Genomic DNA, 22,617 nt, shown 5'->3' with positions numbered 1-22,617 from the left:
GACACTATCCCGTTCTTATTGCTGGCGCACGGCCCGAAGGCCTCGCGGCCCTAGAATGACTGGCCGATACCGGCATAGATGCCGTATTCCGTGCCGTTCTCGTACTTGTTGAGCGGGACGGCGAAATCAAGCCGCAGCGGCCCGAACGGCGTGGCGTAGCGAATGCCGATGCCGGCGCCCATCTTTATATCCGAAAAATCGGGCACCATGTCGGCCGAAACCGTGCCGACGTCGAGGAATGGCACGATGCCGATCGTATCGGTGATCTTCAATCGCGTCTCGAAGGACGCCGTGACGTAGGAGGCGCCGCCGGTCGCCTCGTTGTCTGCATCGTAGGGCGAAATTTCCTGGTAGCCGTAGCCGCGCACGGAACCGCCGCCGCCGGCAAAGAAGCGGCGGGTGGCGGGAATGTTCTCGAGATTGTCGGCGCCGACGAGAACGCCGGCCGAGAGTTTGGCGGCCAGAACGATACGGTCTTCGGCACCCAGCCCCTTGTAGCCCGAGATCGAGCCTTCGAAGCCGGAGAAGAAGGTGCCGTTATAGGCCTCGTAGCTTGGCGTGACCTTGGCCATGGCGCGATAGCCTTCGGTCGGATCGAACTTGTTGTCGCGCGTGTCCCGGTCGTACTGGATCGGTACCGCGAAGGTCAGGTAGTCGTTCTCGCCGAAGGCGTCGTCGTCGCGTTCCCAGCTCACTTCGCCAGCGCCGGTAAGCTTGTCGTAGTCGCTGAGCTCGTAGGCGATGCCGAGCGAAGCGGTGACGAGCTTGGCATTGTAGGCGTCCGGGTTCTCAGTCTTGGCAAGCACGCTGGCGATCAGCGTCGCCTCGGGCACGAAGATACCTGGCTTGGTGAAAGTGACGCCGGCCGAATAGTCGAGATCGCCGGCATCGAGGGTTTCGCCGAGACGGCCGACAGAACCTTCGACGCGTAGCGATTCGGCGCCGCCGAAGAGGTTGCGGTGGCCCCAGTAGCCATTCAGGCCGAAGCCGTCGGTGGTGGAATATTGTGCGCCGACGCCGAAATAGCGCTGCTTGCCTTCGGAGACCTCGATCGTCATCGGCAAGGTGCCGTCGGCGGCCAGCGTCTCGGATTCGTGGATGGTCACGCTTGAGAAGGTGCCGAGCGCGCGCAGGCGGTCGCCGGCCTTCTTCAGCGTTTCCGGCGAATAGGCTTCGCCCTTCTTCAGGCGGGAATAGCGCTGGATAAAATCGGAGCGCACCACCTTCGCGCCGCTGACGCCGACATCGCCGATCGGGGCGACGGGACCGCCGTTGGCCGCGAGCACGATATCGACGGTATCGGTCTTGTGATCGGCAACCACCTCGCGCTTGGTGAGCTTGGCGAGCGGACGGCCTTCGGCCTTTAATTGCTCGACGATCTTGTCGCCGGCCTTGATTATGGTCAGCGATCCCGCGGTTTCTCCGGGCGCCAGATCGTAGTCGGCGGGATTGCGATCCGCCGCTTCGCCGCCGAACTGCACCTCGCGCACCTTGAAGACGGGACCGGCCGCAACGTTGACGGTGACCGGAACGGGCTTCGAGCGGTTGAAGGTCGGGTTGGGCGGGAGATCGTCGATGTTCCTGCCGTCGACGGTGATGGTGACGACACCGCCATAGCGGGCCTTTTCATAAAGGGCGGCGATGATGCGCTCTCGGTCGTCGCGCGCCTTGACGACGACGCCGAGATCGCCGGACACCGGATGATCCTTGTCGCCCACCAGCCGCGAGCTGTTTTCCAGGGCTTCCTTGAGATCGGGATCGACGACATCGGTCGTCAGCGTCACGTCGTAGCGAACGGGATCGGGCACCTGGTCGGCCGCGTCGTCGTCCTTGCCGAAGAACGTCATGCCGAAAAGCTTGAATGCAAAAGCATCGGACACGAGTGCCGGCGACCATGCGATCGCTGCCGCGACCGCCATCACAGTGCCTGCTCGCCGATACGCAATACCCGTTTTCGGTGACTTCCCTCTGATCTGCATCCGCCGCTTTTTGGTTACATTGGAATTAAGCTCGTCGTCCCCAGCCGGGGGCAACCTTAGCGGCAAAATTCAATTTCGTGTACCGTTTTAAATCGCTTGATTGCTGAATTAGTAGAAAAAAATGAAAAATCCCGGGCGCGAACCCGGGATTTCGAAGCATGCTGGAACGATCAGCCGCGGCAATCGTCGATGTAGCGGCGGCCGTACTGGTCGCGGTAGTAGCACTGGCCCGGCTGCTCGGCGACACGGCCGATGAGCGCGCCGGAAACGCCGCCAACCGCCGCACCAACGGCGGCGCCGCGGACATTGCCGGTTACAGCTCCGCCAATGACGGCGCCGGATGCCGCGCCGATGCCGGCACCCTGCTGGGTGGGCGTGCAACTGGCGACCGCGAGGCCGATGAGGGCGAGTGCAACAATCTTCTTCATGATAGTCTCCTGTTTTGGCGCCGGTGGCGCTGGTGTTTGGCGCGCGATGGCGCTGGCCGTCCCTTGATTCTTTTTTGCCAAGCTAGTCCGCAAACTATGGCGCAAAATGGAGCAGTCCAGCTTTTTCCGGTCGCGAGGGGCCGATCAAGGGCCTTTCAGAGGCGTCCGGATTGCATCGCACGAACACGCGAAATTCAGGGAAACTTCCTAAAGTAGTGGTTGCTACGAAAGCAAAAACGTCAAATGATATCGGCCGTGCCTGGAGGAGGCACGAGGAGGAAATCATGGCGAAAGTGACACTGACGGTGAATGGCCGGACGGTGAGCGGCGACTGTGAAGAGCGCACGCTTCTCGTCCATTTCATTCGCGAAAAGCTTGGCCTGACCGGCACCCATGTGGGCTGCGACACCACCCAGTGCGGCGCCTGCGTCGTCCATCTGGACGGCAAGTCCGTGAAGAGCTGTACCATCCTTGCCGTGCAGGCATCCGGCTCTTCGGTGACGACGATCGAGGGCATCGCCGCGGGCGGCGAACTGCATCCGGTACAGGCGGCGTTTAACGAGCATCACGGCCTGCAGTGTGGCTTCTGTACGCCCGGCATGGTGATGACCGCGATCGACATGATTTCCCGCCATGGCGGCGACCTCGACGAGAAGACGGTCCGCCTGGAACTCGACGGCAATATCTGTCGATGCACCGGCTACCACAACATCGTGAAGGCGGTGCTGTCAGCCAACGAGCAGATGCACGGTGCGGCCCGACACGCGGCCGAATAGCTTTCCCGCATTGTCTGGCTGACTGCCGAACGACATTTCCTTTGGCAAATGCCAGGCCCGAAACCTTAGGGAGGACACCATGGGTGTTGAAGGAATTGGTGCACGCGTCGCGCGCAAGGAAGACAAGCGGTTCCTCACCGGCAAGGGACGCTACACCGACGACATGGTCGTGCCGGGCATGAAATTCGCCTATTTCGTCCGCAGTCCGCACGCGCATGCCAGGCTCGTCGGGATCGATGCGTCGGCCGCGAAAGCGATGCCCGGGGTCATTGACGTGCTCGACGGCCAGCAGTTGCTCGCCGATGGCATCGGCAACCTGATCTGCGGCTGGATGATCCATTCGAAGGACGGCTCGCCGATGAACATGGGCGCCTGGCGGCCGTTGGCGACGGAGACGGTGCGCTATGTCGGCGATGCGGTGGCGATCGTCGTTGCCGATACGCTGCCGGAGGCGCGCGACGCGGCCGAGGCCGTCGTCGTCGACTACGAGGAACTGCCTGTCGTGGTGGAGGCGGTCGACGCGCTGAAGCCGGGCGCGCCGCAGATCCATCCGAACGCACCCGGAAACCTGATCTTCGACTGGCAGATCGGTGATGGTGCGGCGACCGACGAGGCGATCGCGCGTGCCGCGCATGTCACCGAGATCGAACTCAGCAACAACCGCCTGTCGCCCAACGCCATGGAGCCGCGCGCGGCCCTTGGCATCTACGATTCCGCCGAGGACCATTACACCTGCTACACGACGAGCCAGAACCCGCATGTCGCGCGGCTGGTGATGAGCGCCTTCTACAACGTGGCGCCCGAAAACAAGCTCAGGGTCATCGCGCCCGATGTCGGCGGCGGGTTCGGGTCGAAGATCTACATCTACCCCGAGGAGATCGTCTGTCTCTGGGCTTCGAAGAAGACAGGGGTGCCGGTGAAATGGACGTCCGACCGGACGGAGGCGTTCCTGACCGACGCGCATGGCCGCGACCATATCTCGACGGTGAAGATGTCGTTCGACGCGGATCATCGCATCATCGGGCTGAAGGTGGACACGATCGCCAATCTCGGCGCCTACATGTCGCTGTTCTCCTCGGCGGTGCCGACCTATCTCTACGCGACGCTGCTGTCGGGCCAGTACGATATCCCGGCCATCCACGCCAATGTCAGGACCGTCTACACCAATACGGTGCCTGTCGATGCCTATCGCGGCGCCGGGCGACCGGAGGCGACCTATCTGCTCGAACGAACGATGGAAACGGCGGCGCGCGAGCTCGGCATCTCGCCGGCGGAACTCAGGCGCAAGAACTTCATCCGCTCCTTCCCGCATCAAACCCCTGTCATCATGAACTATGACGCAGGCGACTACGAGGCGTCGCTTGATGCGGCCATGCAGCAGGCGGACTGGAGCGGCTTTGCCGACCGCAAGGCGGAGGCCGCGCAGCGCGGCATGAAGCGCGGCATCGGCATGAGTTGCTACATCGAGGCCTGCGGCATCGCGCCGTCGCAGGCGGTGGGATCGCTCGGCGCCGGGGTCGGCCTATGGGAATCGGCCGAGGTCCGGGTCAACGCGGTCGGCACCATCGAGGTGCTCACCGGCTCGCACAGCCATGGGCAGGGGCACGAAACCACCTTCGCGCAGCTTGTGGCCGATCGCCTCGGCGTGCCGATCGGCAGCGTCTCGATCGTGCACGGCGATACCGACAAGGTGCAGATGGGCATGGGCACCTACGGCTCGCGCTCCGGCGCGGTCGGCATGTCGGCCGTGGTCAAGGCGCTCGACAAGGTGGAGGCGAAGGCCAAGAAGATCGCCGCCCACCTGATGGAGGCCGACGAAAGCGATATCGTGATCGAGAACGGCGAGCTGAAAGTGGCGGGTACCGACAAGGCGCTGCCCTGGTTCCAGGTAGCGCTTGCCGCCTATACGGCGCACAACCTGCCGGGGGGAATGGAGCCGGGGCTGAAGGAGACTGCGTTCTACGACCCCTCCAACTTCACCTTCCCGGCCGGCTGTTACATCTGCGAGGTCGAGGTTGACCCGGAAACGGGCAGGACCGAGATCGTCCAGTTCGTCGCGGCCGACGACTTCGGCAATATCATCAACCCGATGATCGTCGAGGGACAGGTGCATGGCGGCATCACGCAGGGGATCGGCCAGGCGCTGCTGGAGGGCGTGCATTACGACGAGAACGGCCAGCTGCTGACCGCGAGCTTCATGGATTACGCCATGCCGCGCGCCGAGGACCTGCCGTCGTTCAAGCTCTCGCACCAGACGACACCCTCGCCGAGCAATCCGCTGGGGATCAAGGGATGCGGCGAGGCGGGCGCCATTGGCTCGCCGCCGGCGCTGATCAACGCCATCACCGATGCCATCGGCAACAACATGCTGACCATGCCCGCCACGCCGCAGAAGGTGTGGATGGCGGCACGCGCGGTTCTCTAAGGGAGGAACGAGGATGTATGAGACCAGCTACCACCGCGCCTCTTCCGTGAACGAGGCCGTAACGATGCTTTCAGGCACATCGGAAGGCAAGTATGTCTCCGGCGGCATGACGCTGATCGCCACGATGAAGCAGCGGCTTGCGGCGCCGAGCGACCTCGTCGATCTCCGGCATATTCCTGATCTCGGCGGCATCAAGGTCGAAGGCCGCAGCGTGACGATCGGGGCGGCGACGACGCATGCGGAGGTGGCGGCGTCCTCGGCGCTCGCTGCCGTCTGCCCGGCGATCTGCACGCTCGCCGGCGTGATCGGCGATCCGCATGTCCGCCACATGGGGACGATCGGCGGATCGGTCGCCAACAACGATCCCGCGGCCGACTATCCGGCGGCGATGCTGGCGCTCGACGCCCGCATCGTGACCAACAAGCGCGAGATCGCGGCGGACGATTTCTTCACTGGTCTGTTCGAGACGGCACTCGACGATGGCGAACTGATCACGGCGCTGCGCTTCGTGGCGCCCGAAAAGGCGGCCTATACGAAGTTCCGCAATCCGGCCTCGCGCTACGCCATGACCGGCGTGTTCGTGGCCAAGGGAGCCGGCGGCGTCAGGGTGGCGGTGACGGGTGCCGGAGCGGACGGCGTGTTCCGGCATTCCGGCATGGAGCAGGCGCTCTCGGCCAACTGGTCGCCGGCCGCGATATCGGGCGTTACCGTCGATCCCTCCGGGTTGATGTCGGACCTGCACGCGACGGCGGAATACCGTGCCAACCTCGTGAAGGTGATGGCCAAGCGCGCTGTCGCCGAGGCCGGCTGACATCATCGTGACCGCTCGCGGGGGAGGGTTACGCCCCGCGAGCGGCAATGCGCCCTTGTGAGAGCCGCCAGTTTCGAATTAAAACAATTCAAACCTATGCGCCTTTTGCCGCAGTCGGCGGTATTGCGGGCGCAAAGGGTTGACGTGCGGGCCGCGGTTGGCAAAAACGCTTGCACGATACTGGAGCAGACTATGGATTTCGAAGCGTTTTTCAAAAACGAGCTGGATGGCCTTCATTCGGAAGGCCGCTATCGCGTTTTTGCCGATCTTGAGCGTCATCGTGGCAATTTCCCGCGCGCCACACGCCATACGGCGGATGGACCGAAGGACGTGACGGTCTGGTGTTCCAACGACTATCTCGGCATGGGCCAGAACCCCAAGGTCGTAGAAGCCATGAAGAACGCCATCGATCACTGTGGCGCGGGTGCGGGAGGCACCCGGAATATTTCTGGCACCACGCACTACCATGTTCTGCTCGAGCAGGAACTCGCCGATCTGCACGGCAAGGAATCAGCCCTGGTCTTCACCTCGGGCTACGTTTCCAACTGGGCGGCTCTCGGCACGCTTGGCGCCAAGATCCCCGGATTGATCATCTTCTCCGACGCGCTGAACCACGCTTCGATGATCGAGGGCATTCGCTATGCGAAGTGCGAAAAGGTCATCTGGAAGCACAATGACGTCAAGGATCTTGAGGCCAAGCTTGCCGCCGCCGATCCGAAGGCGCCGAAAATGATCGCGTTCGAAAGCGTCTATTCGATGGACGGCGATATCGCGCCGATCAAGGAAATCTGCGACCTCGCCGACAAGTACGGCGCCATGACCTATCTCGACGAAGTGCATGCGGTGGGCATGTACGGCCCGCGCGGCGGCGGCATCGCCGAGCGCGAAGGGCTGATGGATCGCCTGACCGTGATCGAGGGCACGCTCGGCAAGGCGTTCGGCGTCATGGGTGGCTATATCGCCGCGTCCACTGCGCTCTGCGACTTCATCCGCTCGTTCGCCTCCGGCTTCATCTTCACCACGGCGCTGCCGCCGGCGCTCGCCGCCGGTGCCGTGGCCTCGATCCAGCACCTGAAGGTCAGCCCCTTCGAGCGCGCCCGCCATCAGGACCGCGTCCGCATGCTGCGCGCCGCCCTCGATCAGGCCGGCATTCCGCACATGCCGAACCCGAGCCATATCGTGCCTGTCATGGTCGGCGATGCGGCCAAGTGCAAGTGGATCTCCGACCTGCTGCTCGACAATTGCGGCGTCTACGTGCAGCCGATCAACTATCCGACGGTGCCGAAGAAGACTGAACGCCTGCGCATCACGCCCACCCCGCTGCACACCGATGCCGATATCGAGCATCTGGTCGGCGCGCTGCATTCGCTGTGGTCGCGCTGCGCGCTGGCACGGCACGTCGCGTAGGGCGACGTCCATCGTTTACCCGCGTTTTCGGTCTCACCAAGCGTCCACTCACGTCGAGTGAGTGGGGTCCTTGGCAGATGCTCGGCAGAAGGCCGAGCATGACGTCCGCGGGAGGGGGCTTTGCGGCGTTAACTCATTGGATTGACGATGTTTTCCCCACTCTCGGCGTCATCCTCGGCCTTGAGCCGAGGATCTAAGCACGTGGCCGGGAATGCAACGGTGCGGCGTGACTGGAAGAGTGATGCTGGGTCGTCCGAGACAGGGGGTTGCCCTCGTTCCGCCACCAAACCGCGTCAGCGTCTCAGCAAGTGTCCATTCACGTCCAGCAAGTTGATGCGGTGGCAGATGCGCGGCACAAAGCCGAGCATGACGGCAGTGGGTGGCTCGGCCGGCGGTAACCTATTGGGCGGGTTGCGTTTTCCCCGCTTTCGGCGTCATCCTCGGCCTTGAGCCGAGGATCTAAGCACGTAGCCGGGAATGCAACGGTGCGGCGTGACTGGAAGGGTGACGCGGGGTCGTCCGAGGCAGTGGCTTCCCTCGTTCCGCCGCTAAACCGCGTCAGCCGTTTCACCAAGTGTCCATTCACGTCCAGCAAGTTGATGCGGTGGCAGATGCTCGGCACAAGGCCGAGCATGACGGCAGTGGGTGGTTCGTGCGGCGTTAACCTATTGTAAAGACTTTTTTTTCGTCTTAGTCGCCGTCGCTGAACTCAGTGTCATTAGCCGGCTAATCAGATCCTCACGCAGCCTTGTCCCGGGTCGCCACCAGCTCGGTGGCGCGGTGACGGGCTTCGGCGTCGGCGGCGAAGACGTCGTCCATGCTGGAGGCAGCGCCGGTCGAGATCATCAGGTCCATCACCGCCTCGGCGATATCGGCCATTTCCAGGAAGCCGATCCGTTCCTCGACGAAGGCGTGGAAGGCGACTTCCTCGGCGGCATTCATGATCGCGCCCTGCAGGCCGCCGCGTTCGAGCGCCACGCGCGCAAGGCGCAGGGCCGGGAAGCGCTGTTCGTCGGGGGCTTCGAAATCGAGCCGCGACAGCCTGGCGAAATCCAGGCGCTCGACATTCAGCGCCGGGCGCTGCGGATATTCCAGCGCATAGCCGATGGCGGTGCGCATATCCGGGCTGCCGAGCTGGGCGATGACGGAGCCATCGGTATAGCCGACCATGGAATGGATGACCGACTGCGGATGGACGATGACCTCGATCTGGTCCGGCCTGATGTCGAAGAGGTGCTTGGCCTCGATCATCTCCAGCGCCTTGTTGAACATCGAGGCGCTGCCGATCGAGATCTTCAGGCCCATCGACCAGTTCGGGTGGGCGCGGGCGACGGCGGCGGTAACATTGGCCATTTCGGCGCGTGACCATGTGCGGAAGGGGCCGCCGGAGGCCGTCAGGATGATCCGCTCGACAGCGTGGCGCTGGTCCTCGTCGAGCGACTGGAAGATGGCGCTGTGTTCGCTGTCGACCGGGATCAACTGGCCGCCGCCCTTGCGCACGGCGTCGACGAAGAGATCGCCGGCGGATACCAGGCATTCCTTGTTGGCAAGCGCGATCGTGGCGCCCATGCGCGCGGCCGAGAGCGTCGGCTGAAGCCCCGCTGTGCCGACGATCGAGGCCATCACCCAGTCGGCATCCATATCGGCGGCTTCCGCCAGCCCCGAGACGCCGGCGGCGGGGGTAATGCCGCTGCCTGCAAGAGCTGCCTTCAAGGCGTCGTAGCGCTCGGCGTTGGCGGTGACGGCAAGCCGGGCGCCCACGGATTTCGCCTGCTCGGCCAGGAGATCGACATTGTCGTTGCCGGTGACGGCAAGAATTTCATAATTCTCACGTCCACCCAGCTGTTGCACGACGTCGAGCGTATTCTGCCCGATCGAGCCGGTGGAGCCGAAGATGCTGAGGCGCCGCGGCGCTTTTCTGCCTGATGTCATCAAGGATTTCGCCAAAAATTCCTGCTTTTGCCTCCGGCTCTACAAGGGATTTAAGGGGGCGGCAAGTGTGCGGTGCAGCAGATTTTTGGCGGCCGAGGGTTTACAAGACGGCGCTTGGATGTGATCCTTAGTGCATTGCAACCGATCGTGCCGCCGTCGCCCGTTGGGCGGATTACATGGCGGGCGGGATACGCCAGGGCGTGTCCGCACGGTGTTTCGGGCATTGACCCGGACGCCAGTTCAAAACCAGCAACGAGACGTCGGGACGCCATGTGGGGTTCCAGGAAAGCTTTTCCGCGCGTCTCAGATTTACGTCACACGTTACCAAGGGACGGCAGCCCCATGAGAACGACGCTCAGTTCATTGCTTTTATTGATTGCACCTTTGTCCGTTGCGGTGGGGACCGATGCCCGTGCCGACAATCTCGTGATCTGGACGCCGGTGAAGGTCTCCGACCGTTCCTACAAGGCGACGATGGGCTTTCGCCTGCCGATGGCATGGGAAACCAGCGCCGGCGCCGATATCGGGCTTGCCTCGACGCGAAGCGGCGCGCTGGTGCCTGACAGCGAGCAGGCGGCTTTGTGGGGGCGGATCAGCAAGGTAGGCGTCACGCCGGCCGCACGCGTCGAACAGGCAGCCAGCGTGCGCGTCGATACGCTGCGCGCCACGGCCTCGCTGATGCTCAGCCGCTCGCGAAGCTGGATATTCTCCGATTCGCTCGACATGCAGACTACGCGCTCCGTCAATGTCAGCTATGATCCGGTGGATACGCGCCAGACGTCGGTGACGACGTCGCAGGCGCTGAAGCTCATTCAACCATGGACGGGCACATCGGTTTCGGCGGGGGCAAATTTCAACAATGTGAGCAGCGCGTTCACGAGTTCGCTCGTCGTCAGCCAGAATATCGTGCCGAACCTTGATCTCACCGCGACTGTGAACGATCCCGGATCGGCGGACCGATCAGGCAACATCAGGCTGAACTACAACATTACCTGGTAGCGGCGACAGGCACACTCAGCCGGCGAAGCGCTCGACCAGGAAGGATGTGGCAGCGGCGCGGTCGGTCTTGGGCGTGGTGATCGGGCCGGTGGCCCTGTAGGTGGTGGCGATCAGAACGCCGCTGACGATGAGATAGGTCACTGCCAGCAAGGTCAGTTTCATGCGCATGGCGAGCACTCCTCTATTTCCAGCTTAACGCCGGGATTTGCCGAAGGTTCCGGCCGGAGGCGCATGCGAAAAGGCCCGGCTTTCGCCGGGCCCGAGAGGTCAGAATACCGCGAGATATTTCAGCAGCGAGACAATGCCGATGATGATGACGATGATCTGCACGATCTGGCGCGCACGCGCGTCGATCGGCAGGCGTTGAACCAGATACAGAACCAGAACGATCACCAGAAAGGTGATCAGAATTCCAATCAATATGGATGCACCCATATATCCCCACTCCTTTTCGAAAAAGTCTTTCGACACGAGGGGTTAACTAAGGGGCGAACCGGGAAAGGGAAGGGGGGCCGCGCAAGTGGCCGATGGCAGTGGCTCGACGGCTGGTTTGACAGAGCCCCTTAGCCCCGGTCGGATCGAGAAACAGCGCCCATCCTTGGCTGAGGGTGAGCGATTTCTTCGAGTATGGCGGTCTGCTTCTCCGCAGTCAGGCGGATGGCGACAAGTTGTTCGAGCATCGATCCGAACGCCGCTATAAGAATCCCGCACACGATTGACGGAATGGCCCAAGGCAGTGCTACGAACAAAACCGACGCGCTGCTCCCGATAGCCACGAGGAAAAGTAGCGCTATCAGGACGGCCAACACGATAAGCACACCGATGATCTGCAGAATTTTCGCCAACTTTTCCTCCGCCGTTTGATTGAGAGAACGTGGCAGACCGTGCCGCATGTTGCAAGGTATGCCTAACAGACAATCGTAAGTCGCAGAAAACGACGTAAATTGGTGAAAATCGGCGCGACAGGTTCGCGGCATGCCGTGAAATATTGACGAGGTTATCGAAAAAATGGTGATCCCGACGCGATTCGAACGCGTGACCCTCAGATTAGGAATCTGATGCTCTATCCTGCTGAGCTACGGGACCACTTAGAGCCATCCATACAAAAGGCTTGGCGTTTAGCCAAGCCTCTTTTACGCGCGTTTGTCCGGCTCAGGCGCCGAGGCGTTGTTCGGCGAGGCGGACCCAGTAGGAGATGCCGTGGGCGATGGCTTCGTCGTTGAAGTCGTAGGCGGGGTTGTGGAGGCCCGCGGTGTCGCCGTTGCCGATGAAGATGAAGGCGCCGGGGCGGGCGATCAGCATATAGGAGAAGTCCTCGCCGCCCATCATCGGATCGATCTCGGGATTGACGTTGCTGGCGCCGGCGATGTCGCGCGCGACGTCGATCGCGTGCACGGTCTCGTCGGCGTGGTTCGAGGTGACCGGATAGTTGCGGTGAAAATTGATCTCGGCCTGCGCCTCATGGGCGGCGGCGATGCCGTCGACGATCTGGCGGAAGCGGCTCTCGGCCTGATCGCGCACGGCTTCGTCGAGCGTGCGCACGGTGCCGGCGAAGGTCGCGTCGTTGGGGATGACGTTGTGGGCAAAGCCGGCGTTGAACTTGGTGACGGAGACGACGACCGAGCGCAGCGGATCGACATTGCGTGATGCGATCATCTGCAGGTTGGTGATGATCTGGGTGGCAATGGCGATCGGATCGATGGTGCGGTTCGGCTGCGCGGCGTGCCCGCCGCGGCCCTTTACGGTCACGGTGAACTCGTCGGTCGCTGCCATGATCGGACCCTTGCGGGTGGCGAACTGGCCGACGGGCAGACCCGGCAGGTTGTGCATGCCGTAGACTTCCTCGATGCCGAAGCGCTCCATCATGCCGTCCTTGACCATGAGGTCGCCACCGGCGCCGCCCTCTTCGGCGGGCTGGAAGATGACCGCGACGCTGCCATTGAAATTGCGGGTTTCGGCGAGGTACTTGGCGGCGCCGAGAAGCATGGCGGTGTGGCCGTCATGGCCGCAGGCGTGCATCTTGCCAGGCGTTGTCGAGGCCCAGGGCTTGCCGGAGATCTCCGTCAGCGGCAGCGCGTCCATGTCGGCGCGCAGGCCGATGGCACGGCTGCCCTCGCCCTTGCCCCTGATGACGCCGACGACCCCGGTGCGGCCGATGCCGGTGACGATTTCGTCGACGCCGAATTCCTTGAGCTTTTCGGCGACGAAGGCCGCGGTGTTCTCGACGGCGAAGAGCAGTTCCGGGCGCTCATGGATGTGCCGGCGCCATTCTGTCACTTCGTCCTGAAGTTCGGCGGCTCTGTTCAAAATCGGCATGCGTGCTTTCCCTTGAAATCGAAACGGCGGTGTCGAATGAAAGGAGACACCATGCCGCGGAAATAAGTTAGTCAATGACCTTTGCCATGTCATGGCCATATACGTTAAATAGGGGAAACTTTCGAGACACCCCGACATCTTTGAGGACAAACCGTGTCGACGCGCCAAAATCGCCTGTTTGCCGCCATGCGGCCGCTCTCAATCGCAGCTTCCGCAGCCGCCATCGCCTTTGCAGGCGTGTCGCAGGCCTATGCCAACCCGCACATCCTGGTGGATGTGCAGAGCGGTCGCGTGCTGGAGCACGAGGACGCGTTCCGCAAGTGGTATCCGGCGTCGCTGACCAAGCTGATGACGATCTACACCACCTTCGACGCGATCCGCTCCGGCCAGATCAGCGTCGATACCCCTATCGTCATGAGCAAGCGCGCCGCCGCGCAGCCGCCGGCCAAGATGTATTTCAAGCCCGGCCAGAAGCTGACGCTCGACAGCGCGCTGAAGATCCTGATCGTGAAGTCTGCCAACGATGTCGCGGTGGCCGTGGCGGAAGCGGTAGGCGGCACCCAGGAGGGCTTTGTGCTCCGGATGAACGCCGAAGCCGCCAAGCTCGGCATGACGGATTCTCATTTCGTCAACCCGAACGGCCTGCCCGGCAAGGGCCAGTACACGACGGCGCGCGATCTGGCGATCCTGTCGGTGGCGCTGCGCCGCGACTTTCCGCAATATGCCGGCTATTTCTCGGTCGAGGGCATCACCACGGGCAAGCAGAACATCCCCGCCATCAACATGCTGATCGGCCGCTTCGCCGGTGCCGACGGGATGAAGACCGGCTTCATCTGCGCATCCGGTTTCAACCAGATCAGTTCGGCGACGCGCGACGGCCGCACGCTTGTTTCCGTCGTGCTCGGCACCGATAGCCTCGCAGCCCGCGCGGATGCCTCCGCCGACATGCTGCAGCGCGGCTTCACCACGCAGTTTCCGGCCACGGACACGCTCGGCACGCTTAAACCCTATGGCGAAACCCCTGAGGTCGCCGATATCACCGCCGAGATCTGCAGCGCCAAGGGCGCCAAGATCCGCAGCGAAACCCGCGACGAAGTGGGCCGGATGAAGATCCATTCGCCCTATATCCAGCAAATGACTCGCGAGCCGAACTTCGTCTATGCGGGCCTCATCCCCGGTCAGGAGGAGCCGCAGCCCGACAAGGTGGCTACGGTCGGCGTTGGCGACACCGCTAACATTCCCGTGCCGATGCCGCGTCCGACCTCGTTCTAAGGTCATATCGACATGAGCGCTCTTCCCGATCGAATTCCGGTCACCATCCTGACCGGCTTTCTCGGCGCCGGCAAATCGACGCTTCTCAACCGGATCCTCAAGGATACCGAGATGAAGGACGCGGCCGTCATCATCAACGAGTTCGGCGATGTCGGCATCGATCACCTGCTGGTCGAGAGCTCGGGTGACGCGATCATCGAGCTTTCCGACGGCTGCCTGTGCTGCACGGTGCGCGGCGAGCTGGTGGATACGCTCGCCAACCTGATGGATGCGGTGCAGACAGGCCGCGTCAAGGCAGTGAAGCGGGTCGTGATCGAAACCACGGGGCTTGCCGATCCGGCGCCGGTCATGCAGGCGATCATGGGCAATCCCGTCATCGCCGACAGCTTCGAGCTGGATGGTGTCGTGACCGTGGTCGATGCGGTCAACGGGTCACAGACGCTCGACAATCACGAGGAGGCGGTGCGGCAGGCGGCCGTGGCCGACCGGCTGATCATCTCGAAGGCGTCGATGGCATCGGCCGACGTTCGCGACGCGCTGGAAGCGCGGCTGCGGGCGCTCAATCCGCGTGCCGCGATCATGGATGCCGACGATGCCGAAACCGGCACGGCGAAGCTGCTGGTAAACGGGCTCTACGATCCGGCGACGAAGATCGCCGATGTCGGCCGCTGGCTGCGCGACGAGGACGAGCACGAGGCGCATCATCATCACGACGACGATCATGGGCACGACCATGGCCATGGCCATGGCCATCATCACGGTCACGATCATGCTCACCATCATCACCATGGCCACGACGACCAGAACCCGCATGACGTGAACCGTCACGATGCGTCGATCCGTTCCTTCTCGATCATCGAGGAGAAGCCGATCGATCCGATGGCGCTCGACATGTTCATCGATCTCCTGCGCTCGGCGCACGGCGAAAAGCTGCTACGGGTGAAGGCGATCATCGCGGTCTCGGATCGGCCGGAGCGACCCGTCGTGCTGCATGGCGTGCAGAACATCTTCCACGCGCCGACCCGGCTTCCGGCATGGCCCGACGCCAGCGACAAGCGCACCCGCATGGTGATGATCACCAAGGACCTGCCGGAGGCCTTCGTGAAGGATCTCTTCGACGCGTTTCTCGGCAAGCCGCGCATAGATACGCCCGATCGCGCGGCGCTGAACGACAATCCGCTCGCCGTTCCGGGAATGCGTTTTTAGTCTTCCCGGCATGCGTTTCTGACGATTTCAGAGTTAGGCGCTTCAGCCCTTGCGGATGAGGAAGCGGTGGCCGGTGTCGGTCTTTTCGCTTTCGACCAGCTGGTGGCCGTCCTCGTTGCAGAAATGGGGAATGTCGATGCCCGCCAGCGGGTCGGTGGTCTCGACGCGGATCAGCGCTCCCGATGGTAGGGAGGAGATCTTCTTGCGTGTCTTGATGACGGGCAGCGGACATTTCAGCCCGCGCAGGTCGTAAAGGACCGCGGTCAAGCCGTCAGTCCCTGCCCCAGAACTTCCAGAAGGGCTTCTTGGAGGCCACCTCGACCGATTCAGCCTGTTCGGCCGGTGCGTAGGCGGTGGCGAGCTGGCTGCTCTGCGGCATCATCGGGTTCGGCGTCGGAACGGGCACGGAGGCCGGGTTGACGAGGGCGACGTCGGTGGCCGCAGCCGTAGCCGGTGCTTCGGCCGCAGGCGTTGCGGTCGGTGCCGTGTTGGATGCAACCGTGGTCGCGGTCTTGGCGGCGGCCATGCCTTCGAGATCGGCGACCTTCATCATGCGGCCGGCCTCGAGCGAGGTTCCTGTCGGTGCGTAGGCCAGTTCGCGGCCCTTGCGGGTCTTGGCGACAACGGCCTTGCGCTCGGCTTCCGAGGGGTCATACCAGGCCATGCCGTCGAATTCCTTCGAGGCGCGGGTGTAGGCGAGGTCATAGGTCTTCTGGTAGGACGACAGCGCCGAGGCGAGCGCCGGCGGCGTCGACATTTCGGGGCACTTGCCGGCCGGGCTGAAGGCGCCCGAAGACTGCTGGTTGAAGACGTATTTCTTCTCGCAGACATTGACGTCGGGCGGACGCTTGGTGACTTCGAAGTTGTCGTAGCCGACCTTCAGCATCTTCCAGAAGTCGATGTTCTCGTTCATCCGGTGCTTGAACATGTTCTCGGCCGTCATCCGGAAAGGGAAGGCCTGGAGCTGCACGCCGGTCTGGCCGCCCTTGAAGGCGTCGCGCGCGAAGGCGTAGATCTCGAGCACCTGCTGGTCGGTCATCGAATAGCAGCCCGAAGACGAGCAGGCGCCGTGGATCATCAGGTCCGTGCCGGTGCGGCCGTTGACGGCGTCGTACTTGTTCGGGAAGCCGGTGTTGATGGCGAGATAATATTTGGAATTCGGGTTCAGGTTGGCGCGGGTGAGGTTGTAGAAACCTTCCGGCGCCTGCCGGTCGCCCTGCTTCACCTTCGGGCCGAGGCGGCCCGACCAGGCGCAGATCTTGTAGTCGGCGATCTTGTCGAAGCGGTTGTCCGTCTTCGCCTTCCAGACCTCGAGCTGGCCTTCTTCCTTGAAGATGCGGATCAGGATCGGCGAATTGCGGTCCATGCCCTTGGCGGCCATCGCGTTCAGGATGCGCGGCGGCAGAGGCTGCTCGACCTTGTTCTTGACGCTCGACAGATCGATCTGCGTCGTGTCCAACGCGTCATTGCAGCCGGTCAGAGCCAGCGCGATCAGCGAGACGTAGGCAAAATGACGAATGCGCATTCAAACTAGCCCATTTACGAGATGCGACCCAATCGCCTGCGGCTTCGGGTTCCAGACGAATCATTGGCCCATGATGGTTTAGAAAACCTTACGAACCTATGCCGTCCGCCCATTGCCCCCGCAAGTGCAAAAGCTATTGATAACATTATTGTGGCCAAGGTTTGGCCGCAATTGTCGGCAGGCCGCCTCTCCTGGCTCAGAGATTGCGGCCCATATTGAGAAATTTCTGGCGGCGATCGTTGCGCAGCTGTTCGCCGGTGCGGCCGGAAAGTTCGCCGAGCGCGTTGGCGATCACGTCGCCGGTGGCGGCGATGACGGTGTCGGGATCGCGGTGCGCACCGCCCAGCGGCTCGCCGATGATGCCGTCGATGATGCCGAGCGACTTCAGGTCGTCGGCGGTGATCTTCATGTTGGTCGCGGCTTCCTTGGCACGGGCCGAATCGCGCCACAGGATCGATGCCGCGCCCTCGGGCGAGATCACGCTGTAGATCGAATGCTCAAGCATGTAGACGCGGTTGCCGGTCGCGATCGCGATGGCGCCGCCGGAGCCGCCTTCACCGATGACGACGGAGATGATCGGAACCTTGACGCCGAGGCACATTTCCGTCGAACGGGCGATGGCTTCCGCCTGGCCGCGCTCTTCGGCGCCGACGCCTGGGTAGGCGCCTGCCGTGTCGACCAGCGTGATGACGGGCAGGCCGAAGCGGTCAGCCATCTCCAGCACGCGGATCGCCTTGCGGTAGCCTTCCGGACGGGCGCTACCGAAATTGTGCTTCAGGCGGCTCTTGGTGTCGTTACCCTTTTCCTGGCCGAGAACCGCGACAGGCTGGCCACGGAAACGTGCAAGGCCCGCCTGGATCGCGGCATCCTCGGAAAACTTGCGGTCGCCGGCGAGCGGCGTGAATTCCTGGAACAGCGTCCTGGCGTAATCGACGAAGTGCGGCCGCTGCGGATGACGCGCGACCTGGGTCTTCTGCCAGGCGTTGAGCTTCGAATAGATGTCGATCGTCGCTTCGCGGACGCGAACTTCGAGCCTGCCGATTTCATCGGACGTGTCGATGCTCTCGTCTTCCGAGGCAATCTTCTTCAGTTCGATGATCTTGCCTTCGAGGTCGGAGATCGGCTTTTCGAAGTCGAGATAGTTGTGCATGAGGTGCGTTTCCGTTCCTTGTGCCGGGCTGCTTTTCATCAGCAGGCCCTCTGTTGCCGGTCCTATTCCTGCTTTTTCGCCTGTTTGGCAAGGGGGTGATGCGTTTGGACCAGTTGCTGAAGCCTTTCCTCAAGGACATGCGTGTATATTTGCGTGGTCGAAATGTCGGAGTGTCCGAGCAGTTCCTGGACCACGCGAAGGTCGGCGCCGTTGGCAAGCAGATGGCTCGCAAAGGCGTGCCGCATCACGTGCGGCGAGATCATAGATGGGGTAAGACCTGCCCGGATCGCAAGATTTTTCAAGTCGCGGGCAAAAACCTGCCGGGGCAGGTAACCTTCTTTCGAATTGGCCGGGAAAAGCCATGGGCTTTCCTGTGGATGGGCGGAGGCGGCGGTCTCGGCGGCGAGCATCGGACCGTAATATTTGAGCGCTGCGATCGCCGATTGGGAGAGCGGAACGAGGCGCTCCTTGTTTCCCTTGCCGCGGATCATCAGGAAGCGGCCGTCCTGGCCGAGCACGCGGGCGGGAAGCGAGACGAGTTCGCTGACGCGCATGCCGGTGGCATAGAGAAGTTCAAGCAGCACCAGCATGCGCAGGCGCTGCAACTGGCCGGGCGCCGGATCGTGGGCCTCGCTTTCGGCTTGCTCCAGCAGCCGGCCGACCTCGTCCAAGCCCATTGTCTTGGGCAACGGCCTGCCTTTCTTCGGCGCGTCGAGGATCCCGGTCGGGTCATCGGTGCGCAGGCCCTCGGCGTAGAGAAACTTGTAGAACTGTCGCATCGAGGCCAGCCGGCGGGCCTGCGAGGAGGGTTTGAACCCTTGCGCGCCGAGCGACGAGAGGTAGGCTGCAAGATCGGCGGAGGAGGCCTCGGTGAGGCGCACGGAGCGGCCGTTCAGGAAGGAGTGCAAGTCGTCGAGATCGTGCTCGTAGGAGACGAGCGTGTTAGACGCGGCGCCGCGCTCGGCACTCATCATCTCCAGGAAGGCTTCGACGTGAACCCGGCCGAGATCCTTCATTCGCTCACTTCTTGGCAGGATTGATCGCGCCCGTCGGCGGCGGATTGACGCGTTCGGAGGGAATGCGGATCGTCACATCGCGCGGCTCTGGCTCCACGAAGGTCACCAGCGCCCACATCGTTCCGTAAATCGCTCCGGCGATGACCGCCAGCACGGCAAGAAAACGGAACAGGCTCGGCATTCAGCAACTCCATGGCTTTGCCTCTTTATGAAGAAGCGCGTTTGCAAGTGCAAGAAGGGCCTTTTGAAGCATGTTTCCCTTGCCCGCGACTTGACGCTACACCTTCATTTGTCGATACCGTTTGCAAACAAAGTGTGAATGGACCAATGAGCGACCCAGTTCTTACCGTTGTCGACAGCTTGCGAGTCAAAGCTCGCGCCGCGCTCGGTTCACGCAATCTCGTTCTCGTCGGCCTGATGGGCGCCGGAAAGTCCTCGGTCGGCCGGATCGCCGCCCAGCAGCTGGGCATTCCCTTCATCGACAGCGACGCCGAAATCGAGCGCGTCTCGCGCATGTCGATCACCGAGCTCTTCGCCGCCTATGGCGAGGAAGAGTTCCGGGCGCTGGAGGGGCGGGTGATGAAGCGTTTGCTGAAGGGCGGGCCGCGCGTGGTCTCCACCGGCGGCGGCGCCTTCATCAACGATCGCACCCGCAAGCATATCAAGAGGGGCGGGCTCTCCGTCTGGCTGAAAGCCGATCTCGATGTGCTCTGGGAGCGCGTCAATAAGCGCGACACGCGGCCGCTTTTGAAGACGGAAAACCCGAAGCAGACGCTCGAAAACCTGATGAACGCCCGTTATCCCGTCTACGCGCTCGCGGATCTGACCGTGCTGTCGCGCGATGTGCGCAAGGAACTCATGGCCGAGGAAGTCTTGAAGGCCGTGATCAATTCTCGAACTGAAAGTGCAGCCTGATGAATGCCACCGTCTCCGATCGCAAGGTTCACGTGCCGCTCGGCGAGCGTGCCTATGACATCCTGATCGGGCCGGGGCTGATTGCGCGGGCGGGCGCGGAGATCGCGTCGCGGCTGAAGGGTCGCAAGGCGGCTGTCATCACCGACGAGAACGTCGCGCCGCTCTATCTCGATTCGCTGGTTAGGAGCCTTGAGGCTTCGGGCATCACGGCGGCGACGCTGGTGCTGCCGGCTGGCGAGAAGACCAAGAGCTTCGAGCACCTGATAAATGTCTGCGACAAGGTTCTCGAAGCGCGCATCGAGCGCAACGATTTCGTGGTCGCGCTCGGCGGCGGCGTCATCGGCGACCTCACCGGCTTTGCCGCCGGCATCGTCCGGCGCGGCGTCCGTTTCGTGCAGGTGCCGACCTCGCTCCTGTCGCAGGTGGATTCGTCGGTGGGCGGCAAGACCGGCATCAACAGCCGCCACGGCAAGAACCTGATCGGCGTGTTCCACCAGCCGGATCTGGTGCTGGCCGATACCGACGTCTTGAATACGCTGAGTGAGCGCGAGTTCCGCGCTGGCTATGCCGAAGTCGCCAAATACGGCCTGATCGACAAACCGGATTTCTTCGCCTGGCTCGAAGCCAACTGGAAATCGGTCTTCTCCGGAGGTGCCGAGCGGATCGAGGCGATTGCCGCGAGCTGTCAGGCGAAGTCCGATGTCGTCGTTGCCGACGAGCACGAGAACGGCCAACGTGCACTTCTCAATCTCGGCCACACCTTCGGCCACGCGCTGGAAGCCGCGACCGCCTATGACAGCGCCCGCCTCGTTCACGGCGAGGGCGTTGCGATCGGCATGGTGCTGGCGCACGAGTTTTCGGCGCGCATGAACCTTGCCAGCCCCGACGACGCCCGTCGCGTCGAGCGCCATCTGAAGGAGGTCGGGCTGCCGACGCGCATGTCCGATATTCCCGGCATGCTGCCACCGGCCGAAGTGCTGATGGATGCGATCGCGCAGGACAAGAAGGTGAAGAGCGGCAAGCTCACCTTCATTCTCACCCGAGGCATCGGTCAGTCCTTCGTCGCCAACGACGTGCCGTCATCGGAAGTGTTGAGCTTCCTCAAGGAGAAGCATCCGCAATGACCCTCGAAGGCACGCTGGCATTCCTTTCCGCATACTGGCCGGAAATTGTCTCCATCGTGGCCCTCGTTCTCATGTCGGCGTTCTTTTCGGGTTCGGAAACGGCGCTGACTGCGGTCTCCCGCAGCCGCATCCATACACTCGAAACCAACGGCGAGGCGCGCGCCGGCATCGTGCGGCAGCTGATCGAGCGGCGCGACCGGCTGATCGGCGCGCTCCTGATCGGCAACAACCTCGCAAACATTCTATCCTCGGCGCTGGCCACCAGCCTGTTTCTTGGTCTGTTCGGGACCTCGGGCGTGGCGCTCGCGACCTTGGCGATGACTGTTATCCTCGTCATCTTCGCCGAAGTGCTGCCGAAGAGCTGGGCGATCTCGGCGCCGGAACGCTTCGCGCTCAACACGGCCGGCGGCGTCAAGCTGTTCGTCGCGGTGGTCGGTCCGCTTTCGTCCTTCGTGAACATGATCGTGCGCGGCATCCTCTCGCTGTTCGGCATCACCCTGTCGCGCGAAGTCTCGATGCTGACGGCGCATGAGGAGCTGCGCGGCGCGGTCGATCTGCTTCACCGCGAGGGCTCGGTGGTCAAGGCCGACCGCGACCGTCTCGGCGGCGTGCTCGACTTGAGCGAACTCGAACTGTCCGACATCATGGTTCATCGCATGGCGATGCGCGGGATCAATGCCGACGATCCGCCCGAGGTTGTGGTGCGCACCATCCTCGACAGCCCGTTCACCCGCATGCCGCTGTGGCGCGGCTCGACGGACAACATTATCGGCGTCGTGCATTCGAAGGATCTCTTGCGGGCGCTGGCCGAACGCGATGCCGAGCCCGAGCATCTGGAGATATCCAAGATCGCGCAGAAGCCGTGGTTCGTGCCCGACAGCACAAATCTCGAAGACCAGCTCAACGCCTTCCTGCGCCGCAAGCAGCACTTCGCCGTCGTCGTCGACGAATATGGCGAGGTGCAGGGGATCGTGACGCTCGAGGACATCCTCGAGGAGATCGTCGGCGATATCGCAGACGAGCACGATATCGACATGCAGGGCGTGCGCCAGGAGGCGGACGGGTCGATCGTCGTCGACGGCAACGTGCCTATCCGAGACCTCAACCGCGCGCTCGACTGGCAGTTGCCGGACGAGGAGGCGACGACGATCGCCGGTCTCGTCATCCACGAATCCATGACCATTCCCGAGGAAAGGCAGGCCTTCACCTTCTATGGCAAGCGCTTCACCGTCATGAAGCGCGAGAAGAACCGTATTACCAGACTACGCATCCGTCCGGCTCTGGAGAACGAGGCTAACCGGACCTGATTTCCCACCCATTGCGCGCTGCGGGAGGA

23 protein-coding genes and 1 tRNA gene are annotated in these 22,617 nt (G+C 62.8%); 10 read left to right on the top strand and 14 right to left on the bottom strand.

All coding sequences use genetic code 11. The features are described from left to right. Window positions 1–50: 50 nt before the first annotated feature. Together QTL95_RS15220 and QTL95_RS15215 are read right to left on the bottom strand one after the other, a co-directional pair. On the bottom strand, window positions 51–1,979 hold the full coding sequence (locus tag QTL95_RS15220) for an autotransporter assembly complex protein TamA (RefSeq protein WP_289720792.1): 1,929 nt from the start codon (window positions 1,977–1,979) through the stop codon (window positions 51–53). Window positions 1,980–2,149: 170 nt separating this feature from the next. Continuing rightward, a complete protein-coding gene (locus QTL95_RS15215) occupies window positions 2,150–2,407 on the bottom strand; it encodes a YMGG-like glycine zipper-containing protein (RefSeq protein WP_289720791.1) in 258 nt (85 codons plus the stop codon). Window positions 2,408–2,691: 284 nt separating this feature from the next. Here QTL95_RS15215 and QTL95_RS15210 point away from each other — a divergent pair, with 284 nt between their 5' ends. The 3 genes from QTL95_RS15210 to QTL95_RS15200 all read left to right on the top strand — a co-directional run bounded on the left by QTL95_RS15210 (window position 2,692) and on the right by QTL95_RS15200 (window position 6,419). Next, window positions 2,692–3,183, top strand: a complete 492-nt coding sequence (locus tag QTL95_RS15210) for a (2Fe-2S)-binding protein (protein WP_289720790.1) — start codon at window positions 2,692–2,694, stop codon at window positions 3,181–3,183. Between the two features lie 79 nt (window positions 3,184–3,262). After that, window positions 3,263–5,608, top strand: coding sequence for a xanthine dehydrogenase family protein molybdopterin-binding subunit (locus QTL95_RS15205; RefSeq protein WP_289720789.1), 2,346 nt, complete (start codon window positions 3,263–3,265; stop codon window positions 5,606–5,608). 13 nt (window positions 5,609–5,621) lie between these two features. After that, complete coding sequence (locus QTL95_RS15200) at window positions 5,622–6,419, top strand: FAD binding domain-containing protein (RefSeq protein WP_289720788.1); 798 nt, start codon at window positions 5,622–5,624, stop codon at window positions 6,417–6,419. 78 nt (window positions 6,420–6,497) lie between these two features. Here the strand turns inward: QTL95_RS15200 and QTL95_RS15195 are convergent, their stop codons facing one another. Then, window positions 6,498–6,698, bottom strand: a complete 201-nt coding sequence (locus QTL95_RS15195) for a hypothetical protein (protein WP_289720872.1) — start codon at window positions 6,696–6,698, stop codon at window positions 6,498–6,500. Here QTL95_RS15195 and hemA point away from each other — a divergent pair. Next, complete coding sequence (gene hemA, locus QTL95_RS15190; RefSeq protein WP_289720787.1) at window positions 6,612–7,826, top strand: 5-aminolevulinate synthase; 1,215 nt, start codon at window positions 6,612–6,614, stop codon at window positions 7,824–7,826. The genes QTL95_RS15195 and hemA overlap by 87 nt on opposite strands. Window positions 7,827–8,564: 738 nt before the next feature. On the opposite strand, the gene dxr is transcribed toward hemA, so the two are convergent. Beyond that, a complete protein-coding gene (dxr, locus tag QTL95_RS15185; protein ID WP_289720786.1) occupies window positions 8,565–9,758 on the bottom strand; it encodes a 1-deoxy-D-xylulose-5-phosphate reductoisomerase in 1,194 nt (397 codons plus the stop codon). Between the two features lie 342 nt (window positions 9,759–10,100). On the opposite strand from dxr, the gene QTL95_RS15180 reads away from it, so the two are divergent. Beyond that, entirely contained in the window at window positions 10,101–10,757 is a 657-nt protein-coding gene (locus tag QTL95_RS15180) for a hypothetical protein (protein WP_289720785.1), read from the top strand. Between the two features lie 15 nt (window positions 10,758–10,772). Here QTL95_RS15180 and QTL95_RS15175 read toward each other — a convergent pair whose 3' ends face one another. From QTL95_RS15175 to QTL95_RS15155, 5 genes are all read right to left on the bottom strand, one after another. Then, entirely contained in the window at window positions 10,773–10,925 is a 153-nt protein-coding gene (locus QTL95_RS15175) for a hypothetical protein (protein WP_289720784.1), read from the bottom strand. A gap of 99 nt (window positions 10,926–11,024) precedes the next feature. Continuing rightward, on the bottom strand, window positions 11,025–11,192 hold the full coding sequence (locus QTL95_RS15170; protein ID WP_156114606.1) for a Thivi_2564 family membrane protein: 168 nt from the start codon (window positions 11,190–11,192) through the stop codon (window positions 11,025–11,027). Window positions 11,193–11,320: 128 nt separating this feature from the next. After that, the gene (locus tag QTL95_RS15165) at window positions 11,321–11,602 is read right to left on the bottom strand and encodes a hypothetical protein (RefSeq protein WP_289720783.1); all 282 of its coding nucleotides are present in this window, start codon (window positions 11,600–11,602) and stop codon (window positions 11,321–11,323) included. Between the two features lie 164 nt (window positions 11,603–11,766). Further along, window positions 11,767–11,843: transfer RNA gene (locus tag QTL95_RS15160), tRNA-Arg, on the bottom strand. A gap of 66 nt (window positions 11,844–11,909) precedes the next feature. After that, the gene (locus QTL95_RS15155; protein ID WP_289720782.1) at window positions 11,910–13,073 is read right to left on the bottom strand and encodes a M20 aminoacylase family protein; all 1,164 of its coding nucleotides are present in this window, start codon (window positions 13,071–13,073) and stop codon (window positions 11,910–11,912) included. Window positions 13,074–13,226: 153 nt separating this feature from the next. On the opposite strand from QTL95_RS15155, the gene QTL95_RS15150 reads away from it, so the two are divergent. Both QTL95_RS15150 and QTL95_RS15145 read left to right on the top strand, forming a co-directional pair. Next, window positions 13,227–14,345: a D-alanyl-D-alanine carboxypeptidase family protein gene (locus tag QTL95_RS15150; RefSeq protein ID WP_289720781.1), complete on the top strand. Its 1,119-nt coding sequence runs from the start codon at window positions 13,227–13,229 to the stop codon at window positions 14,343–14,345. Between the two features lie 12 nt (window positions 14,346–14,357). Beyond that, entirely contained in the window at window positions 14,358–15,551 is a 1,194-nt protein-coding gene (locus tag QTL95_RS15145; RefSeq protein WP_289720780.1) for a CobW family GTP-binding protein, read from the top strand. A 42-nt stretch (window positions 15,552–15,593) separates the two neighbouring features. Here the strand turns inward: QTL95_RS15145 and QTL95_RS15140 are convergent, their stop codons facing one another. The 5 genes from QTL95_RS15140 to QTL95_RS15120 form a co-directional block, all read right to left on the bottom strand. After that, window positions 15,594–15,818 carry a sulfurtransferase TusA family protein gene (locus QTL95_RS15140; RefSeq protein ID WP_037182121.1) on the bottom strand — a complete coding sequence of 75 codons (225 nt, stop codon included), beginning with the start codon at window positions 15,816–15,818 and terminating at the stop codon, window positions 15,594–15,596. A 4-nt stretch (window positions 15,819–15,822) separates the two neighbouring features. Beyond that, window positions 15,823–17,076 (bottom strand): L,D-transpeptidase family protein, encoded by a 1,254-nt coding sequence (locus QTL95_RS15135; RefSeq protein ID WP_289720779.1) that lies wholly within the window; start codon window positions 17,074–17,076, stop codon window positions 15,823–15,825. 196 nt (window positions 17,077–17,272) lie between these two features. Beyond that, complete coding sequence (locus QTL95_RS15130) at window positions 17,273–18,226, bottom strand: acetyl-CoA carboxylase carboxyltransferase subunit alpha (RefSeq protein ID WP_037182127.1); 954 nt, start codon at window positions 18,224–18,226, stop codon at window positions 17,273–17,275. 62 nt (window positions 18,227–18,288) lie between these two features. Then, on the bottom strand, window positions 18,289–19,242 hold the full coding sequence (locus tag QTL95_RS15125; RefSeq protein WP_289720778.1) for a site-specific tyrosine recombinase XerD: 954 nt from the start codon (window positions 19,240–19,242) through the stop codon (window positions 18,289–18,291). Between the two features lie 4 nt (window positions 19,243–19,246). Next, a complete protein-coding gene (locus QTL95_RS15120; RefSeq protein WP_037182135.1) occupies window positions 19,247–19,423 on the bottom strand; it encodes a hypothetical protein in 177 nt (58 codons plus the stop codon). A 146-nt stretch (window positions 19,424–19,569) separates the two neighbouring features. On the opposite strand from QTL95_RS15120, the gene QTL95_RS15115 reads away from it, so the two are divergent. The 3 genes from QTL95_RS15115 to QTL95_RS15105 are packed head-to-tail and all read left to right on the top strand — an operon-like array spanning window position 19,570 to window position 22,588. Then, the gene (locus tag QTL95_RS15115) at window positions 19,570–20,157 is read left to right on the top strand and encodes a shikimate kinase (protein ID WP_289720777.1); all 588 of its coding nucleotides are present in this window, start codon (window positions 19,570–19,572) and stop codon (window positions 20,155–20,157) included. Then, window positions 20,157–21,281: a 3-dehydroquinate synthase gene (gene aroB / locus QTL95_RS15110; RefSeq protein WP_289720776.1), complete on the top strand. Its 1,125-nt coding sequence runs from the start codon at window positions 20,157–20,159 to the stop codon at window positions 21,279–21,281. The genes QTL95_RS15115 and aroB overlap by 1 nt, the downstream gene beginning before the upstream one ends. After that, a complete protein-coding gene (locus QTL95_RS15105) occupies window positions 21,278–22,588 on the top strand; it encodes an HlyC/CorC family transporter (protein WP_289720775.1) in 1,311 nt (436 codons plus the stop codon). Before aroB ends, QTL95_RS15105 begins: the two co-directional genes overlap by 4 nt. Window positions 22,589–22,617 lie beyond the last annotated feature (29 nt).

The sequence above is a fragment of the Rhizobium sp. S152 genome, from assembly GCF_030380735.1.
Taxonomy (GTDB): domain Bacteria; phylum Pseudomonadota; class Alphaproteobacteria; order Rhizobiales; family Rhizobiaceae; genus Rhizobium.
Note: the sequence above shows the minus strand (reverse complement) of the source record. Positions and strands in the feature narration are given on the sequence as shown.